Consider the following 18,724-nt stretch of genomic DNA (forward strand, 5'->3'; position numbering starts at 1 on the left):
TCAAGTGTCGCCGTCGGAATCCCGCAGGATGTCCGTCGGGTCACCACGCTGCTGCCGGTCTCAGGTGTTACGTATGGAAGGCCCTGAGAATGCAACACCTGCATAAAGAAGGCATGAGAGGTGTGTCGCGCACGAACTTGTCAGCGGTCGATCGCGTTGTTGCGCACGTTGTTTGGTCGGAATTCTGTATTACAAATTGGTGCCGCAATATAAGACTTGTCCTAAAAATGAAAAGCGCCGTCATCGGCGCCATGACTTCACGAAGGACTGTTAGCAATCAATGAATAACTCTGATCTGCTTTAATAAGTCTGGGCACAAGTGAGTGTTAGTGTTTCGCAGACTGAACCGCTTGAATTTCTTTTGCAGTGCAGAGAATTGGTGTTCGTTTTGGCCTTCCCTGTTCTACTGGATACAAGCTCGGAGGCCCCGGCCGCCCATGGCATCGCACCAGATCATCTACGATGTCAATTGGAAGCCGATACACCGAATCAGAAATGCGTCGCGGGCCTTACCTACATTTGGGCCGCCGAAGGCTGGCCGTTCGTCGCCGCTGTCATGTTTTGCACCCTGCCGTATCGTCGATTGGTCGATGAGTGACAGGACGCACGCGAAGACGGCTCCATACACTTTGCTGATGCCACCCTGGCGACTCGGCCCGCCGAACTGATACAACGTCGCTTTTCACCGCTGCATTGTCCTCAGGAATCGCCTCGATGGCTGATGCCAAAGGCCGGCGCTCACTGCTCGACTTCGTTAGGTTTAGCTCGAGCATCGTATTGGGGGCCAGTGAACCCGTCCGGGAGAACAGTGGAAGGCCGATTTGCGAATGAGACGACACGGTCAAATTGATTCACCGGCACCACTTCTACTTCATGCGTGTCCGTCCCGTTTGCCAAGACGACCCTGACTGGGCTGCCAACTGGACTCAGCCCGACCAGATCGAGCGATTCGCCAGGCGACAAATAGCGGTCTCGCATGCAAACGGTCGAAAGCGTACATTCGCCATGCGCGGTTGCTAGCATGACCGTGTTTCCTGTATTAACGAATGCCGTCCCGTCGACCCGATAAGCCTGCCTTGGCGACCTGGGCTGCACGACTAGAATTGTCTGCAACTCCAGACGCGGTTTCACCTTGACTGCATCCGTATCGATCGAAACAGCGCGCTCCTCCCGGAACGTTACGCGAAAATAGCGTGGCGAGTCGTCACTGACACCTTTGAAATAGAGACGCAACCAGCCACTCATGTTCGGGCGCAACACGAGTTGCTTCGGCGCGTACATCAAGTCGCCGCCTTTGGGCTTCCAGGTCGCGACGTCGCCATACGGTGGAGCGCTTTCCTCCACTGACACGCCGTACACGCGCGTCTGGTCGCTGTCGTTCACGACCTCGCGAACGAGATAGTCTTTCCCGGACCCCATGAAATAGGTCATGTCGCCAACGGACAATGCCTGCGCGGTGCAGGACCAGGCCAACATCACGAACGCTGCTAATTGCCTCAATCGATTCCTCACTGGTTACTGGTCCGCGCATGCGTATCTCACCCGCTTCAATTCAGCCAGTCGGCCCGGCATCGCGCGTTACCCGACAAAAATGGATGCGCGACCGACTACGTCGGCCGCGCACATGGACATACCTCCTTCTTTTGCTTCGGCATCAGCCTTCGCGGCGCCGAACCGGACCCGCATCGGCCACGCTTTTTGGTTTGCATTCGACCTGATCAACCCAGAGCGCGCCTTGTGCCTTGCTGAGGTCAACGTCGATCTCGCACGTTCCGCCGGCATCGGTCTCGTATTGAATGACCGGATAGGCGGTATCGACGTCGATCACGAAACCGCCGTCGGCCGCGGTCGTAGCCTTGCCGATGTGGTTGCGAATTTCCGTGTTCGGCTTCACCAAGCCGTTCTCGGTCAGCACGCCGAACACCGTTACCAGCCGGCGGACCTTCGGCGTCATCGACGCGACGTTGCCGGGATACAGCACGAGCTTGGCGTCGCCTTCCTGGATATCGAAATTTTCCGGCGTGTCACGACGCGTGCGAATCTTCACGCGGTGTTCGCGGTATCCCGTCAGTGGAACGAACGTGGAACGCGAATCGAGCGCCAATGCCCCGTTCGTGGACACCATCTCGAGGTTGCCCCGCGCCGACTTGTCCACGCCGACGATCACACCGCTTTCGCCCTTCTTGCTGTTGAACCCGATGCCGCGCGTGTTCCACCCGACACTGCCTTGCATCGCGGCCGTGCCGCTGGCATCGCCTGTGTCGTCGATGTTCACGTTGCCCTGCCAACCGAACCAGCGGTTGTGGCCCTGCGCGCCCAGATGCGCCTGGGTGCTCGTCGGGTTGCCATAATCGCTCGACAGTGAACGCGAGCGGTTGACCCCTGCCGACAGATAGTCGACGCCAACAATACGCTCCGGCCGCCAGCCGACGTGCGCACCGATCTGCTCGGTATCGAGCGAACGCGAATAGTCGATGCCCGCGTCGCCGAACGAGAACGTCGCATTCAGGCCGACGTAGAACGCGTTGTTCCACTTACGGCCCATGCCGCCGGTATTCCTGCTGAACATCTGGCCGCCATTGAGCATCACGCGCATCCATTTGTTCGCGTAAATGTCCTGGCTCCAGTCGATTCGATAGTCCTGACCGCCGCCTTGGTATACGCTACCGCTCACGTTGAGCGTCGCGTTGTTGGCCCAACCGAACATTCGCGAAACACTAACGTTCGAGCCGAAACTCAGTGTGCGCTGATTGTATACGCCGTTCTTCGCGGTGCTGCCGGTCGTCAACATGTAGTTCGCCCATGCGCCGACCGGCCCAATGTTAGCCGCGGCATTCGCATTCAGGCGCAATCCGCCGTCGCTCGTCGCTCCCGTGTCGATTCCGACGTTACCGTACTTGAAACTCCGCTGATAACGCAGTTCGGCGGCGGCCAGGCCGTCAAAATAATAGGCACTACCGTGAAACGTACCGAGCCGAGTCGCCATCTTGCCGCTCGCGCCGACGAGCTGCCGGCTGATCGAACCACGTCCGCCGACGTTGTTCGCAACATACTGGCCGACATAGAACTGATACTGCGTGTCCGCACCTGTACCGCCGTTACTCGGCTTGTAAACCTGCTCATTCCGGGACGACACCACGCGACCGTTGACAACGACGTCCACGCGAATCGGATAACTCCCGACTGGCAACTGACGTGTATCGATTTCCTGGTTGCCGAGGGGAAGATGCTGAACATTGATCAGCTTGCCGTCGCGGTGGATCTGCACTTCGCCCGATGCGGGCATGAACGCGAAGATCGGCGTGCGCGCCAGCGAGCCATCGTTCAACTCCGAGCGGCTCGCGGTGCCCGCGCTGACGCCAAGGAAGCGCCCGCCCGGAAGGAACGTCGTCTGTCCCAGCGCATTCATCGACCAAGTGCTCAGATAGCCGGCCGTGATCGCTACACCGCGGTAGTCACGTTCCAGCCGCGCTTCATACAGGTTGAAATCGTCGCCGCTGCGAATGTCGCCTTCAACATACGCGTGATTGACACCAATAGCACTGACCGACTGCACGTGGAGGTAGCCGTTCGCATCGGCACTGGCGTTCTTCACGACCGACATGTCGTAGTTCAGCACACCGCTCGGATGCTTCTCGGTACTGTCGGGCAGCATATGCAGGCGCGGCGCGCCTTCGCTTGCATAGGCATCCCTCGGCAGTTCCGCGACCAGTTCGAACGTCCGCAGATTGAATTCCAGCTCGACGTCCGATGCGTCCTGGCGTGCGGTCGACGTTTCCGCGACCACGCGCAGCGGCTTACCGTAGTGATCCGCAACCCTCTGCTTCGCGGCATCCGTGATGGCGATCTTCGCGAGGTTGAAGTCGACCAGCGTCAGCGTGCGACCATCGTACTTGACGGTCGCACGGCCCGCTTCCTCCGAACCGCTGTCGGTCTTGAGCCGCACGGGCACTTCGACACCCTGCTCGAGTGCACCGAGCAGGTTGTCAGGGAAAGTGTACTGACCGGCAGCCAATGTGCCATCGGCATGTGTACCACCCGCAGGATCAGGCGCGTACTCGGCAGTCTCCGGATGCAACAAGCGAGCGTCGCTGCCCGGTTCCGTGTTCGACTCAGGCACGGACGCCGATGCGTGTTCCGAGGCCGTGATCGCGTCGACATTGACGGCGTGTGCAGACGCGTAGCGACGCCGGTCAGCGTCGGGATTCTCGACTTCCCGCGCGCCCCGATCGAACATCACCGAATGATCCGCCGCAAGCACAGCCGACGACACCCATCCTCCCGCTAGGGATATGGCGACGTTAAGCGCTGTCATTGTCGACTTTTTCATTCGCAGTCCAAATTGAATCTCTGTTGAGTCACGTAACGAAACCGTGATTTGCTTACTTTGCTACGACCTTCGACGGCGCAGCATTCATCGGAAAATACTGGTATTCGCTGCCTTTCCAGACGCCAATACCTTGAAGGGATACCAGGCCCTTTTCCTTGCGCATGTCTCCCGACTCACCCGGAAGCAGGAAAGTGGATCGGCTGCACGCCTTCGGTTCAGTCGCTCCCTTTTCTTCGCACTTCCCCGTGGCCGTGACATGGACGAAGGTATTTCCGATGTTCTTCACGCGCCCATTGCCGTCGTTTTCGAATTTGAAGTGGATCGTGCGTGGGCGAACGACGAGGATCGAGCTCAACCGAATGCGCTGCTTTGCGGACAAGCTGACACCATCACTGATGTTCGCTTGCGACGACACGGCTTGTTCAACGAACGACAACTGGTAGTAACGCTCCTTGTCGTCACGCTTGCCCTGGTAGTAGATTTTGACGTCCGCCGTTCGATGCGGCGGTAGAAACACCGTCGCGGGCGAGATGAGTACATCTTTTTTCTGCTCCTGCAGCACCGTCAATTGCCGCGGATTGGTAATCTCCTGGACTTCCGTCGACACGAATTTGGCTATCGAGTCGTCGTTCTTGATCTGCTTGACGACGTAGAACTCGTTTTCCTGCATTTCGGTCGTCAACGATCCGATGCCGATCGCCGATGCGTGCTGCGCGCCCATCAGCGCGGCCGCCAGCGCCAAAAGTTTGAGTGGCTTCATCGTGTCCTCCGAAAGAAAAGAAAAAGAAAATGCCGGACCCCTGGACCCCGAGATCCGGCATTGCCGGAGTCAAGCCTGCTTCGACCGAATCTATGCAGGCATTCGGCGAAACTTACGCGCTCGGCGTTTCCCAGCTCGCGACGAAACGCACTTCGACGTCGCCGTTGTATCGGCCATCGGAGACGCCCGACAGACCCGCGCCAGTCAGAGGGTTGCCGTCCTTGTCGGTGCCTTCCGCGATCGAGAATTTCACCGGCACGCCATTCGCTTGGTGGTACGAACCGTTCGGCGTCTTGTTCGGGCCGACCTTTGCCAGATTCATGTTCTGCAGGCCATTTGCCGCGATCGACGGCGCCGCGTCACCGCCCGTGCCCGACAGGATGTCGGTGAGGTTTTGGCTCAGCTCGATGCCGCCGAGATCAACGCCGACCTTCAGCGAATCCTTCACGCCACCAGCAACGGCATTCAACGTGTTCTGCGTGAGTTGTGCCTGGATCTTGTAGCCCGTGCCGCCTTCATAACCCGCCGCGAGAACGGTCAGCGTGCGGTCCTGCGTCGAGAATGCTTCGCTCGACGGGTTCCACTCGAAATCGAGCGTCGTGCTACCTTCAGCGAAGACGCTCAGCGTCACGTCGGACTTCTTAACAACCGATGCCGTCCACTTCACCCGGGCTTCTTCCGGGCCCACGGTTGCGGCGATGGCCGGAACCGCGAACGCGACTGCGAGTGCGGATGCCACTGCGAGGCGGATTGCAGTTTTCTTCATATCGATCTCTCAAAGGGTTTCATCAATTGACTTGGAATGACCGGACGACAGCCCCATACCCGGGGATATGCTTCTGGACCACCTGTCCTACCAACCGCCGATTCAATGGATTTGCCAGATCACGGCGGCGAAACAAATTATTTCAAATGAAAGGTAAATGAAATATAAGAATCGGCCTAAAAAGTCCTTTGATCCGCTTCGAGCGGGCACGGGTTCACTCCGTAGAGCGCCCGTGCTGATGAGTGACGGTCGCGCCCAAGCGCATTGATCTCCGCGAGCAGAAGGTCAGCGCAAGAAGGTTTGCCGAGGATGAGATGGGTTGGACGCGCAGGTCCGGTGGGCGCGCCGGAACCGAAGACAACGCGCATCACGACCACAATTGCCGGTGCGTTTCGCGGCGCACCCGCGATGCAGTGCCCAATCACGTCTGCTTGAGTTCTCACATGCGCTGAATGGGCCATACCGCGATTGGTTCGATACATCTTGACCGGTCCAACCATGCGTCGCGCGAGCGCAGACAAGATGCCGGCATGCAGCGTGAGGTCCGCGGCCTGTCCACCGTTTCGGCGGATCGTTAAGCGAGCAGAGATGCCCATCGCCGACTATCGCCGGCGCGGGGCATTAAACAACGGCCGGCCAGCTCACTTCCGGGCGCGAACGAACGCGACGCGGCAGTCCGCGCGAGAACATCCACACCGCCCTCGCGCTCGATCGCGGACGGATACATCTTGACAGGCGCCCCAGCAGAGTGACCGCAGTAGGTATACACCTCGTGCATTCCCTGTCAAAGAGACATCGGCGATCGCAGAGACCTCCCGAGCCTCCACCGGCAAGCCGTGTGGGAATTGCCCGGATATCTGCGCTGCGGGATGCATTTAGGACGGTTCTCATATTCTGATCGCGCGGCCCTCCATTAGCATACGAAAGCCATCTTGCGTGTGACTAACGGAACGACTCGGTTATCCGGTCCTCATTGCAGCCCCCTCCGCTCCATCGCTCAATGTCGAGCATGCGTTGCCCGTCGACCTGAATCCGGAATGGCGGCCGAAAAGTCATATGCACTCCACCGACTGTGTCTATTCCTCGCCTCACCATTTAAATGTCAAATCTCAAACCACTTTTTCTACGCGCCGGGATTCGCCTTTGCCTGAGCGGCGTGCTGGCGCTCGGCCATGCTGTCACTGCCCATGCTGCGGCCGATGACCCGCTTGCCATTACGTGCAGCCGTGCTCCCACCACTTCCAGTCATTCCTATGCGCCAATAGTGATTGAGATGGGCGATTATCTTTATTTGCCCGACATTCCCGCTGGCACCACGGGCGCACTCGTTGGGCGCATTCACAAGTCGAATCCCCAACTGACGCAGTTGGCCATCATCTTCAAGGAGGCTACCACTTGGGACTATTTCCCGGACGTCGCCGTCAGCGCATGGGTGTCGGCGGGCGGTGCATCGCGCTCGATCGTTGTTCCGGATAGCCAGGATGTGCGCTTCCCCAACCTTCCCTTTTCCGCCAAGAGCGCACAGAATCGTGTCGGCGCGGACTACATCGTCAACGGCATGCAAATCGCGTCAATTTTTATGTTTACGCAGCAAACCGCGAACTCGCTGGGGCAGTTCGTTCGCGGGCCGGGTACTCAAGTGCAGGATCCGGTCGCCAGAAAGATGGTAGCGGACGCCTTTCTAAACCAGTCACCGATGACGTTCGGTGCGCGTATGTTCTACTCCCCCCTTCTCGATGGAGATCGTGGTAAGCAGCTTGCTGATTGGTGGGTAAAAGGAGATTCCTGGAGCCTTTGTGGATACGCCAACGAGTACGTTTATGGAACGACGGTGACGCCGAGCGCCAGCAATATGTTCAAGCTGTCACCGATCAGCGGCACCATCAGCGTGTCGAATGGCAAAATGCTCGTATCGGTTCCACCCGTCTGCCGTATCACGGACGGCAACATGGAATGCCCGATATCCACCAACGCCACGGCCACGATGGAGAACGTATCATTCGTCGTTCCACCTTCTCAGCAGTCCGACATATGGTTCATGACGGCAAGCGGGCAGAAGGTATCAAAGGTCACTGCGACTGCCTTGGGCACATCGAAGTTGGTGGTATCGGCGAATCTGCTGGATTCGCTGCTGGGCGACGCCGAGACGAAACCGCTCGACGATGCCATCGGCGCGATCGTGCAGACTACCGGTGGAACGGCCGTCGACATGCAAGTGTCCTTTTTCGATGACACGGAACTGAAACGTCTTACATTCGGCGTCGCGATCGACGAGCGCGACCCCGCTGCGATGGGCAAATATTCCGGTTCGATCGGCCAGGATCCCGAGATCGTCGTGCCGCTCACGATCCGGCAGTACGGCGCGTCGAAGGCGACGAAGGTGTCGGTAGACGTGCTCGCGCCCAGTGTGCAAACCGCAGACGGGCCACGTTGCAAATTCGTCGACCAAAGCGGGGCAACGGTGGTTGCAGTGCCGTCAATCGTCCGCTTTTATGACGGCACCGGGCTCGACGATCGCCCGGACAATTGCGCCGGTACCGTGTATGACGTCGCCACGCTAAAGTGGCGCGAGACCCTCGGCGGCGCATTCGCGTACGAGGGGGCCCTCGATATGGACCTGCGCTTCCCGCTCGATCCAAAGCAACTGGCGACCGACACGACAGGTACGCCCTGGTTTGGTACCGTTTCGGCCAGCGGCGAAGTGCGTGTCCGTGCTGATTGGCTCTGAGCGACTGCGGCCTTGGCAGTGCTCCGCACGCTAATATTTGACATTGCGCAAATAAATCCTTCGATTCCGCACCGCTTCGCCAGCACGGTGAGTGACGGTTTCGTCTGCGACTGTCTCAGGCCCCCAACGGCGATCGATATGCGGCGCTGCAACCGCATGACCGGCTTCCGACCCTGACGCCCGATCGCCGTCTGGAGCACCTCGCAATTTGATTCTGCCAAGTTAAATCTTTCGTAGATGTGCTAATTTTTCACCACACGTCAAGATCCTGTCAGATTTGAAGCCGTCTAATCGAATAGCAGTCGTCCCTTTCTTGAAAAATCCGGACGCGTCGCGCGGTTTGCACCAGCGCTCGAGCCTGTCATTGTCCATCTTTAACTTTTTTTCAGACATATCTGATTGTTCCGATCAGTCGATTCCACGACGATAGGTTCGCGTGGGAGGCGTCGGTCCGGTAACCCGACTTCTTCCGTGCGAACCATTCACTCAGATTTTTTGGGACCGTTCAGAACAATGAAAAAAATAACCCTGTCTCTTCTCTTGATGGCGCTCGCCGCGCCCGCCTTCGCAGGCCAATGCAATAGCTACGGCTATCAAAAGAAGCTGCACAGACTTGAAGTCAAAGCCGAAATCGCGAGCAGATACGGCGACAGGATCAAGGCGCAGAAGCTTCGGGAAAAGCGCCAGTATTTGATGTCCCGTTGTCAGCTGACGCACACCCTTGGCGGAGCGGCCGCGAACTACGCGCCGTACCAATATCATTAATTTTCCGTAAGCGCGGGCGCGCAGTGTCCGGGTAAATTCGCCGTCCCCGCTGGGAAGTACGCAGGCCCTCGAACACGAGGGCCTGGCGCTTACAAAACACAACGCCGGTCGCAATCAGAGCAAATTCGCTCATCTGCGGATTTCCCCACAAAGTCTGAACGTCGACGTGCGCGGCCGCCAGTTCGGTGTCTTCTACGTCCGGCTCTACTGCCGCTTCTTGAATCGCTCCTTTGCATCGCCGAATGATGCTTGTGTCTTGCCGACGATCTGTTCGGCCTTGCCCGTCAGTCTGCTTGTTCGATTTCCCACGACCCTGCCAACCATCTCCTTCAGTTTTCCCTTTGCTTCCGTGATGCGACCTCTTATCTGATCCTTGTTCATGACATTGCTCCTTGAAACCGACGAATGCTCGAACTGCGGTCCGGCACGCCAAGCGGAATCGCGATGAAACGTCGGTCCAGGCACGGCGATTGCGCGGGTCGAAGCGTTCGCGCTTGTGGACAACAGCGAGTTGATGGCCGAAAGCTTGACGCTCGCCAGGCTCGCGTCTCTGTAACGGGTGCCGGAGGCAAAGCAGGCTGCGGCCACTCGTTTTCAATCTTGCGGAGGAAGCATGAACACGCTCACTAGCGCCGGCCCGCTGGTTTCGCTGATCGCCGGCATTCTCATCCTCGTGGTGCCCCGCCTCCTGAATTACATCGTTGCGCTCTACCTGATCGTCATCGGGCTGCTCGGCCTGTTCGGAGGACGTCTCCATTGAATTGATATGACCACGAGATAGCCGTTCACGAACGCGCATCAGTTACGTCGTGGTGCCATGCGTGGGTCCGGTGGTGGCGAACACCGCCAGTGCAATGAGCAATACATATACCGGCTGCATGTGGATGAGTGAATGATCGATCAACGACATCGCGCGTCTTCCTTGATGAGATGACTCGCCTCCCCTGCGCCGGCCGCGTGATGCGGGGGCCGTGATACCGCAGGGCCCATCCTCTCGCAATGCGCTGAAGGGGGCCTCTCCTTCGGATGCGCAGCGATATTCGACCCGACATCGGCACGGCGGGAATGGGTGGTTTTCACTCTTTTGATCGCACATCGAGTCTCCCTACGTCAGACTTTTACCGCTTTTCCTCCGTTTTCATTTCAATTCAATGTAAGTGTTGCTTTGTCGGATCTGAACGCACATCCCGATAGCATTGTGAATCGCGTCCGCGTGCACTTTCGCTTCCGCCTCTCGCCATCATGATATGCATTCCTTCACATTATTAGACATGTCGTGCCGTGCAGCGATGATGACATCGCGCGTTCGATCATCGGATCGGCACGGCTGACAAGAGACGCGGACCGCGTGATCGCAATAGCGATCGAAGCATCCGCCGCTCCGTATGGGAACGAATCGTGCTCGTTGTCAGGCACTGAATGGAGGACAGCACGATGAAGCCCATGACACTCTCAAACCGCCGAATTCTGGCGACACTCGTGGCAGGCAGCGCACTCGTCGCGGCCAGCGCGGCCTTCGCGCAAGTCTACGTTGAACCGCCACCGCGGTACGAAGAGCCCGCCCCGGCGCCGGGTGTGTCGATCACAATCGGCATGCACGGCGACCGCTACTGGGACGGCCATCGCTACTGGGAGCACGACGCGTGGATGCATCGTCATCCGCGTGAACACGACCCGTGGCGGGAGCACGAGCGCGAGCGCATGCGCGAACACGACTATCGTGAATAGTGCAGACTCGCCGCGAGATACCAGGAGAACCGCTCCTGCTCAACAGTCTCGTACGTGGCGCACGGGCCGTGCCATATTTATTCGGAGCACGAACATATATACGTCAAGGCGCAGCCATAAGCGCCTGGATCAGATTGGCGGCGATCGGGCGCCCGAGGCCGGTCACGTAGTCGTACCCGACCGACGTGGTACAAAGCGTGCCGCATGTGCCGTTCGATCCGCTGACGATATCGTGGAAGTTCGCCGCGTAGGCACTCGACGCGAGTCCGTAAAGCACGCTCTGAATCGCGCTCACCGCGTTCAGCGTCGTCTTGCCGCGCGCGATGCGCAAGCTGTTTGCGATCGCGACCAAAGCGGACCATTGCGGTGCGCCCGCGCTCGTTCCGCCGACGACGAACCAGCCGCGTTGCCCCGCATAGCCGTACGAATCGTAGACCGCGAAGCCTGACGCCGGGTCGCTTTCGTAAGCGACGTCGGGCACGCCGCGCAGCCCGAGGGTGTCCGATGGCATCCCGAAGTTCGACTGATACGTCGGCTCCGGCTCGACGGCGCTCTGTCCGCCGCCGCTTCCGGCCCACGCCGTTTCGCCGGCGTAGGCACCGCTTGCATCGATCGCGATCGACGTGCCGCCGACGCTCAACACGTACGGCGACGCGGCCGGGTAGTCGACGCCATTGCCGCCATCACCGGACGCAGCGACGAACGACACGCCGTTCGCGCTGGCGAGCTGCCCGTCGTATTGCGTCTCGGCCAGAAATTCGGCGGTCCCCCAGCTGATCGACACGATCTTCGCGCCGACGCCGCCCGGCGCAGGACGCGTCGCGAGCGCGATTGCGCTCATCAGGTCATCCAGCGAACTCGATGCGGCTTCGACCAGCACGATCCGCGCATTCGGTGCGATCGCGTGCGCCCACTGCACATCCAGCGAACTCTCGAGCGCCCACAGCGCATCGGGCGGCGGCGGCCGCTTGTCCGGTGTCGCGTACACCTTCGTGAAACAGCGCGGGGACGCGCACGGCGACAACCCGAACGTACTGCTGAACAATCTCAGATCCGCTTCGACATTCGGATTGTCGTATGCATCGACGATCGCGATGACCTGATCGTCGCCGCCATAGCCGCGCGCCGGCAATTGATCGAACCCGTAGAAACGGCGGATCTGCTGCGGCGACAGGCCGACCGGGTTCCGCTTCGCGGATCCGTGGAGATGGAGCGGCGGTCGTGCAAACGCGCGCGGCGCTCGTGACGCGGACTGCGCGAACGACACACCGAGCGTGAGCGCGACGCTCGCCGATACGACGACGAGCGTGCGCAACACACGCGTGAACGAAGCTCGCTTCATGATGCTCCCCCGTTGGCAGACGAGCTGACGTGCGTCAGTGCACCTTCGCGCTCGTAAACGACAGCGATTTGCCCGTGCCCGCGATGACCAGCCAGTTGTTCGGATCGGTGGTGACGATCGTCGCGCTCCCGCTTTTCACGCTCGGCAACTGATACGTGCTCTTCGGCAGCAGCCAGGTCATGTCCTGCAGGCTCGTCGGCTGCGTCGCGCTGAATGTCCAGCTGGCTCCCGTATCGGTCGCCGTCCAGTTCACCAGCAGACGGCGCCGGTCGAACTGCGTGAGCTGGTCCATCGTGAACCACTTGAACTGGCCGGTCGTCGCGAGCGACGCCGCGTAGCTGAGAAACGTCGTCACGACGTTCGGATACCATGACGCGCCCAGCGGGTGCATGTAGACCAGCCGGCTCGTTCGGTTCGCGACGACGAAGTCCATCAGCGACAGATACCAGTTCTGGACATCCGTCGTCGGCACCGCGAACTCCTGGAACTCCTCGAACGTCGCATACTTGCCGAACGGCATCACCGGAAACGCCCAGATGCCCGGATTCAGCAGCGAACCATTGCGATACGCCCGCGTTTGCGCGTTGCCGGTATGGCCGGTGAAGTAGTAACCGGAATAGCCGTTCGATTCGAGCCAGTTCACCGCCCACGTCGGCGTATTGCCTTCCGGCGCCGCCCATTCGACGTCCGGCCTGCCCGTCACCGACTGGACCGCATTGTGGTTCAGCACCAGATATTGCGTGAACGTGCTCGCGTTCGTTTCACTGGCGTTCGCCCCCCAGTAGTCATGCGCCCACCCGCCGTGGCTGCCGATCTTGTGCCCGCGCTTGAGCAGGAACGCGACCAGTTGCTTTGCCTGCGTATTGTTCGTCAGGTTGATCCCGAGACCGTCGCCGATCGTCACGTCGTCCGGGCCGGCCGTCATCACGATCGAGTACGGGCCGCTGTTCCAGATACCGAAGTTCTTCAGGTACTGCGCCGGCTGGATCTGATCTTCCGCGCAGAAGTGCCAGTTCAGGACCATCCCGGCCTGCGCGCGCGGCTGCAGCGACAGGTGCGGCATCGACAGGATGTTCGTCGTGAAGTAACGCAGGAAGCCGTGAATCGGCATGCTGTCGGTTTGTCCGTCGAGATACGCGAGCGGCAGGTTGACGAACATCACGCCGCCGTTTCCATACGCCTGATAGCCGGCGACGAGACCGAAGTTCGGCGACGTCAGCAGCGTCGTGCCGGTATACGTGCCCTGCGTGACGTAGCTCGGATACGTGAGGAAGCCGTATACGTAGCCGGAAATGCCTTCGAGCACGTCCGTCGTCGCCGACGGCGTCGCAGTCGCGAGCGACGTCGCGCCACTCACCGCGGTCGATACCGACGACAGCATGGTCGATGTCGGCGAATACGATCCGGATCTGACCTTGCCGCCCGTCGACACGCGCCCAAGATTCAGCGGCACCCCGGTCATGCGCCCGTTATCCATCTTGTACGTGAAGTACGTCTGATGGTTGTACCCGGCAAGCCCGCCCGGGTTCGATGTGCTCGGCTGCAGGAACAGCAGCTGATTCGTCGTCGAGCCGGTCGAGGAAGTCGACGTGGTGGCAGCCAACGTCGTCGCGGCCGTCGTCGAACCGGACCATGTCATGGACTTCCCGGGCGGAACCTGCAGCGCGCGCAGCGTGCTGCCCATCCCGGTCACGGGGCCGAGGCCGATCATGCTTCCGCCGAGCGTATCGTAGAGCACATAGTTGACGCCGGCCATCGAGCTGAATCGCGATTGCCCGGCCGGATAAAAGCCAGTCGCGTTCAGCACACCGAAATCATAGACGAGCATCACGCGCCCGCCGTTCAGCGCGTAGTTCTGGATAGCGGTCACGAGCGAATCGTCGGCGACCGTATGCACCTGGTCCGGCAGGATGAGCCCCTGATACTGCTGCAGCGACGTGCCGCCCTGCTTGAATTGCGTGTCGCTGATGAGCGAGATTTGCAACCCCTCCTCCGCCGCCGAATCGAGCCAAGCGGACACACGCGGATCCGGCAGCGTAAAGTTGTCCGGCAGCAGCAACAGCAACTGGTTCGACAGCGCGTTCGCCGGCCCGGCTGCGAACGTCATCAGGCAAACGGAAAAGACGATCAGAAGGGCCCGTAGGGTCCGAATTGACTTGGCCAACATTGTTCTCTCCCGACGGAGGTGGGATGACTGCCGATGCCCGACACGTCGCTGCCGCCGCGCTCCACCCATCGCGATCGGGCGAGCGGTGGCCGGGCCGTGTGGCGCCATCGGCTGAGGGGGAGAGCGAACGTGCCGCGTTTCGGACACGTCTCGGCAACGCAAGGACATCGATTCGTCGGACGATCGCAAACGCGCGGCAGCTGTCGTTCCCACCACAACCGATGAAGCTAACAACGTGCCAGTCTCGCAATCACGCCGCCGCAACGGCCCCCGGCCATGGAAAGCGCACGGAACCGGAAAATCGCGCCAAAAACGTTACAGCGTCGATACGGTGTACGTGGCGGTGCAATGTGACGAAGCAGACGGGAAGCGTCGCGATGGACGATTTGAGGCATCTGGCGCGGCGTCGCATGGGACTCGCGGTCGCTATCGCCCTGGTTGGCCATCAGCACGCGCCCGAAATCAACGGAAAATGATTCTGTCGAGTAACACCGGCGCTGCACGCGTGCACTGCGTGACCTTTTCCGAGTCATGCCTGATGCAGTGACAAGAAAGATTTCACGCCAGAAAGTCGTTCAGGAGGTGGCGCACGCCGTCTCGCCACGCCATGACGCAAAAGGGGCTGGCGGGATCAAAATTCACCCCGCCAGCCCCATTCTCAACGGGCGTATCTGCCCGACCTCCGTCACCGGTCGTATTCGAAGGCCTCGGTAAAGACCGTGTCGATCGTGTCGGACCAGCCCAGGTTCACGAACGAGAAATCGGTGCCGCCCGTCCAGCCGGCCACCGACGGGAACGCGACGCCCTGATCGCCCGTCACGTTGAGCGTCACCGCCGCTCCCGGCAGGACCGGCGACGCCTGTGCCGAACCGTTGACGAACGTCGGCACCGTCTGCCCCGACGCGGTCGCGCGAATCTGCACGTTACCGCGCTTGACGAACGGCAGCCCCGCCTTCGACGTCCAGGTCAGCGGGAACGTCGCGCCGCCCGCGAACGTGCTGGCGGTGCCGGGCGTCAGGCTATCGCGCGTGGACTGCGCCAGATCGTGCCACGCATACTGGCGCAGCGCGTCGGGCAATGGCGACGGCGTACGCAGCCGGACCGTATAGTGCCGGGCCGGCGCCGACGTGTCGCCGTTCTGGTAGATGTCGATCGTATAGGCGCTGAACGGCTTGATGTCGGCCAGCTCGGCGGCGCTCAATTGCGGCTTCGCCCACGCGGTATTGTTGCGCGGCGCATCGCCGAGCCACGTGAATAGCCCCTGGCTGGCAGGGTCCTGCGCGACGCCGGCCAGACGGAAATTGTTGCGGCACAGCGCATTCTTCGTCAGCGCGGCGAGCTGGGCCGGCGTCTGCCCGCTCGCGATTTGCGCGCGGATGTTCAGCGTGTCGCACGTACCGCTCGACGGCTGGAGGAACACGCCGTTGCGCAATCCCGGGCCAGTGACGATCGCGAAATCCACCGCGGTGCCCGATGCATCGACGGTGCCCACCTGCAGGTTGAGCGAATCGACGAACGCGTTGGTCCCCGTCGACGGATTGGCCGGATTCAGCCAGTCCCATTTCTGCGCGTTCGCGTTGACCTTGCTGAGCACCGCGCGCTGATTGCCGACCACGCGCCAGCCGGTATCGCCGCTCGCGAGGCTGCTCGCCTGCACCGCGAGTTGCACATGCTGCTGCATGCCGTCGCGAATGCCGTCGGTGCGCGTCCACGCGAGCTTGACCCACATCGTGTCGCTGGCGACGACGCGAATGACTTCCGGCAAGCTGAAGCTGGCATTGTTCATCGCATCGTCGGCCACGATGCCCGGCGCGCCGCCGGCATGCGCGCCGAATTCCTGGTCGACCGACATGCCGTTGTTGAGATAGGCAGCGGGCACGCCTGCGTTCAGTGCGCCCGACGCGACGCCGTCGACGAAGATCCGGCCGCACGCCGGGACGTTGCCCGCCGCGCGCGCCGCGCCGGTCGAACCGGCGAAACACTGATTGAGCGCGCTCTGCAATCCCGCCAGGTCGCTCGCGCTCGGCAGGTTCGACATCACCGTGCCGTTGATGGTCGCAGCGGCCGGCAGGCTGGCCTTGTCGCTCGGCTGCGGCGCGACACCGGGCGCGAGCTGAAGCTGCACCGGCGTATCGCCGGACGCGCCCGCCACCGAGCTGATCTGCACGCCGCCATCCGGCAACACGTTGATCTTCACCTGGTCGAGCAGCCGGTCGAGGCCCGGCCCGCCGGCGGTCAGCGGGCCGGAAATCAGGTCGACGCCCGTATTGCCGGTTGCGGTCAGCAGGTCGACCAGCGCCGACGCATACGCCTGCACAGTGTTGGCGACCGCCTGGGCGGTGACCTTGCTCTGCAGCAGCCCGGTGTCGGCCAGCAACTTCGTCGGGTTGTCGCCGATGATCGTGGCGGCGATCGCATTCGTGATCGGCGTGATGTTGATCGTCTGTGTGCCGGCCGTGGCACTGAGTGCGATCAGCGTGGCTTGAGAATCCGCGACGTTGCCGTAAGCGGACAACGCGAAAGGCGCGGTCAGCCCGGTCACGGTGCAATGAAACGCGCCGGTCGTGGCGTCGGCCGGACAGTCGACCGATTTGCCGGTCGCATCCATGAGTTTGACCGTCGCGGCCTGCATGGCCGCGCCCGCGGCCGCGACGCCGCTGACCGTCTGTGCAGCGGGTTCGGACGGTGACGAAGATGAGTTGCCGCCGCCTCCGCAAGCGGAGACCACCAGCGCTGCGATACCCCACACGACAGGTTTGAGTTTCATTGTTTTTCCCCTGTGATTCTTCTGGTTATCAGGTGCGATACGCGACGCGCATGCACGCTGATCGGAATTCTCGCAAAGGCGATTTTTGCAATCATCATTCAGGTGAATGAAAATCCGGAAACAATGCGGTACTGAAGGAAAATAACCTGTGTTAGCCTGAAACAAATTCGGTATTCGAATCAATATTCGTCAGATAAAACATACATACAAAATCATTACGCGGCGGGGGCAACATGCAACGGGACCAGCTCATCGGGGACCTCTACGAGGCCGCCCTGTACCCGGATGGTTTTCTCGAAGTCTTCCATCGGGTATCCGAATCGCTCGGCGCAAACATCTTTCATATGTTCAGCTGGGACGCCGCGCGCAATGCCCCGAAATTCTCGATCTATTCGCCGCGTGCCGAACTCGACTCGATCGTCGCACTCTACGACCAGTATTACGGCGCACTCGATCCGCGCCGCGGCTTCGTCGAGAACGCCCCGCTCGGCGAATTCGTTTGCTGCCAGGATCATCTGACCGACCGCGATGTCGAGCGCAGCGAATTCTTTCAGGATTATCAGATTCCGTCGGGCATTCGCTACCTGATGGGAATGCGCTTCGCGCGCCCGGGCAGCGACGACATCCTGCTCGGCTTGCTGAGAGCGCACGGCCGCCCGCCTTATTCGTCAGAGGAACGCGCGAACCTGACGGGCATGGCCGGGCATCTGCAACGCGCGATCAACCTCTGGCAGGACGCAAACGTGCTGCGTCGGGACGCTGCGCTCGGCAACGAACTGATGGCGGAACTGGGTTTGTCCATCTTCACGCTCGACCGGCATTCGCGCGTCGTATTCGTCAACCGGGCGGCAGAATCGATGCTGCGCGCCACCACTTGCCTCAAGCTCGAGCACGGCCATCTGAGCGCGACGAGCGCGCCGCAGAACCATGCACTCAAGGCGGCCGTGGCACGTGTCGCGCAGACCCGCAAAAGCGAGAACCTTGCCCTGTCCGGGACCGTGAGCGCCGCGCACGAAATCTTTCTCGGCATCGCTTCGCTGTCCGGACAAGCACGCCATGGCGCACTCGGCGACGCCGCGATACTGATCACCGCCAGACGTCGCAGCACCACCCCGCTCGTCGTCGCGCAGCAACTGCGGCAGGCATTCGGCTTGACGAGCGCCGAAGCGGCCATCGCCGAAGCATTGATCGGCGGCAAGACGCCGGAGGAATGCGCGGCCATCGCCGGCGTGTCGCTCTCGACCGTTCGCACGCAGTTGCGCGCGATCTACGAGAAGACGCATTCCCGAAATCAGGCCGAGGCGGTCGGGCGGATGCTGTGGGTACTCCCGCAGCACGTGCGCGACGGGTGATCGCGCGAAACCGCGAGCC

General features: G+C 60.9%; 14 protein-coding genes and 1 pseudogene. 6 read left to right on the plus strand and 9 right to left on the minus strand.

Annotation, left to right across the window (positions count from 1 at the left end; genetic code table 11):
- Positions 1-415: 415 nt before the first annotated feature.
- Positions 416-662: pseudogene (locus WS45_RS36660) on the plus strand (IS3 family transposase); the annotation flags it as partial.
- Positions 663-738: 76 nt separating this feature from the next.
- Here the strand turns inward: WS45_RS36660 and WS45_RS17940 are convergent.
- The 5 genes from WS45_RS17940 to WS45_RS35085 all read right to left on the minus strand — a co-directional run bounded on the left by WS45_RS17940 (position 739) and on the right by WS45_RS35085 (position 6,452).
- Positions 739-1,476, minus strand: a complete 738-nt coding sequence (locus WS45_RS17940) for a hypothetical protein (RefSeq protein WP_059700928.1) — start codon at positions 1,474-1,476, stop codon at positions 739-741.
- Between the two features lie 178 nt (positions 1,477-1,654).
- Positions 1,655-4,330 (minus strand): TcfC E-set like domain-containing protein, encoded by a 2,676-nt coding sequence (locus WS45_RS17945; protein WP_082721958.1) that lies wholly within the window; start codon positions 4,328-4,330, stop codon positions 1,655-1,657.
- Between the two features lie 52 nt (positions 4,331-4,382).
- Positions 4,383-5,090, minus strand: coding sequence for a fimbria/pilus periplasmic chaperone (locus WS45_RS17950; protein WP_059536256.1), 708 nt, complete (start codon positions 5,088-5,090; stop codon positions 4,383-4,385).
- Between the two features lie 112 nt (positions 5,091-5,202).
- Entirely contained in the window at positions 5,203-5,856 is a 654-nt protein-coding gene (locus tag WS45_RS17955; protein WP_059536252.1) for a common pilus major fimbrillin subunit EcpA, read from the minus strand.
- 176 nt (positions 5,857-6,032) lie between these two features.
- Complete coding sequence (locus WS45_RS35085) at positions 6,033-6,452, minus strand: hypothetical protein (RefSeq protein WP_156437211.1); 420 nt, start codon at positions 6,450-6,452, stop codon at positions 6,033-6,035.
- A 503-nt stretch (positions 6,453-6,955) separates the two neighbouring features.
- Between WS45_RS35085 and WS45_RS17960 the strand changes: the two genes are divergently transcribed.
- Complete coding sequence (locus WS45_RS17960) at positions 6,956-8,584, plus strand: hypothetical protein (protein WP_156437213.1); 1,629 nt, start codon at positions 6,956-6,958, stop codon at positions 8,582-8,584.
- A 513-nt stretch (positions 8,585-9,097) separates the two neighbouring features.
- Positions 9,098-9,349 (plus strand): hypothetical protein, encoded by a 252-nt coding sequence (locus WS45_RS17965; RefSeq protein ID WP_059700931.1) that lies wholly within the window; start codon positions 9,098-9,100, stop codon positions 9,347-9,349.
- 204 nt (positions 9,350-9,553) lie between these two features.
- Here WS45_RS17965 and WS45_RS17970 read toward each other — a convergent pair whose 3' ends face one another.
- Entirely contained in the window at positions 9,554-9,730 is a 177-nt protein-coding gene (locus WS45_RS17970; RefSeq protein ID WP_059536240.1) for a CsbD family protein, read from the minus strand.
- A 232-nt stretch (positions 9,731-9,962) separates the two neighbouring features.
- Between WS45_RS17970 and WS45_RS33700 the strand changes: the two genes are divergently transcribed.
- Complete coding sequence (locus tag WS45_RS33700) at positions 9,963-10,109, plus strand: DUF3096 domain-containing protein (RefSeq protein WP_081053095.1); 147 nt, start codon at positions 9,963-9,965, stop codon at positions 10,107-10,109.
- Between the two features lie 674 nt (positions 10,110-10,783).
- On the plus strand, positions 10,784-11,077 hold the full coding sequence (locus WS45_RS17975) for a hypothetical protein (protein WP_059690557.1): 294 nt from the start codon (positions 10,784-10,786) through the stop codon (positions 11,075-11,077).
- Positions 11,078-11,180: 103 nt separating this feature from the next.
- Here WS45_RS17975 and WS45_RS17980 read toward each other — a convergent pair whose 3' ends face one another.
- From WS45_RS17980 to WS45_RS17990, 3 genes are all read right to left on the minus strand, one after another.
- Positions 11,181-12,419: a S53 family peptidase gene (locus WS45_RS17980; protein WP_059700932.1), complete on the minus strand. Its 1,239-nt coding sequence runs from the start codon at positions 12,417-12,419 to the stop codon at positions 11,181-11,183.
- Positions 12,420-12,453: 34 nt separating this feature from the next.
- Complete coding sequence (locus WS45_RS17985) at positions 12,454-14,586, minus strand: polysaccharide deacetylase family protein (protein WP_059700933.1); 2,133 nt, start codon at positions 14,584-14,586, stop codon at positions 12,454-12,456.
- A gap of 685 nt (positions 14,587-15,271) precedes the next feature.
- Positions 15,272-17,353 carry a hypothetical protein gene (locus WS45_RS17990; RefSeq protein ID WP_059700934.1) on the minus strand — a complete coding sequence of 694 codons (2,082 nt, stop codon included), beginning with the start codon at positions 17,351-17,353 and terminating at the stop codon, positions 15,272-15,274.
- A gap of 233 nt (positions 17,354-17,586) precedes the next feature.
- Here WS45_RS17990 and WS45_RS17995 point away from each other — a divergent pair, with 233 nt between their 5' ends.
- On the plus strand, positions 17,587-18,705 hold the full coding sequence (locus tag WS45_RS17995) for a helix-turn-helix transcriptional regulator (protein ID WP_059700935.1): 1,119 nt from the start codon (positions 17,587-17,589) through the stop codon (positions 18,703-18,705).
- The last annotated feature ends 19 nt before the right edge of the window (positions 18,706-18,724 follow it).

It is taken from the genome of Burkholderia sp. RF2-non_BP3, from assembly GCF_001522185.1.
Taxonomy (GTDB): domain Bacteria; phylum Pseudomonadota; class Gammaproteobacteria; order Burkholderiales; family Burkholderiaceae; genus Burkholderia; species Burkholderia diffusa.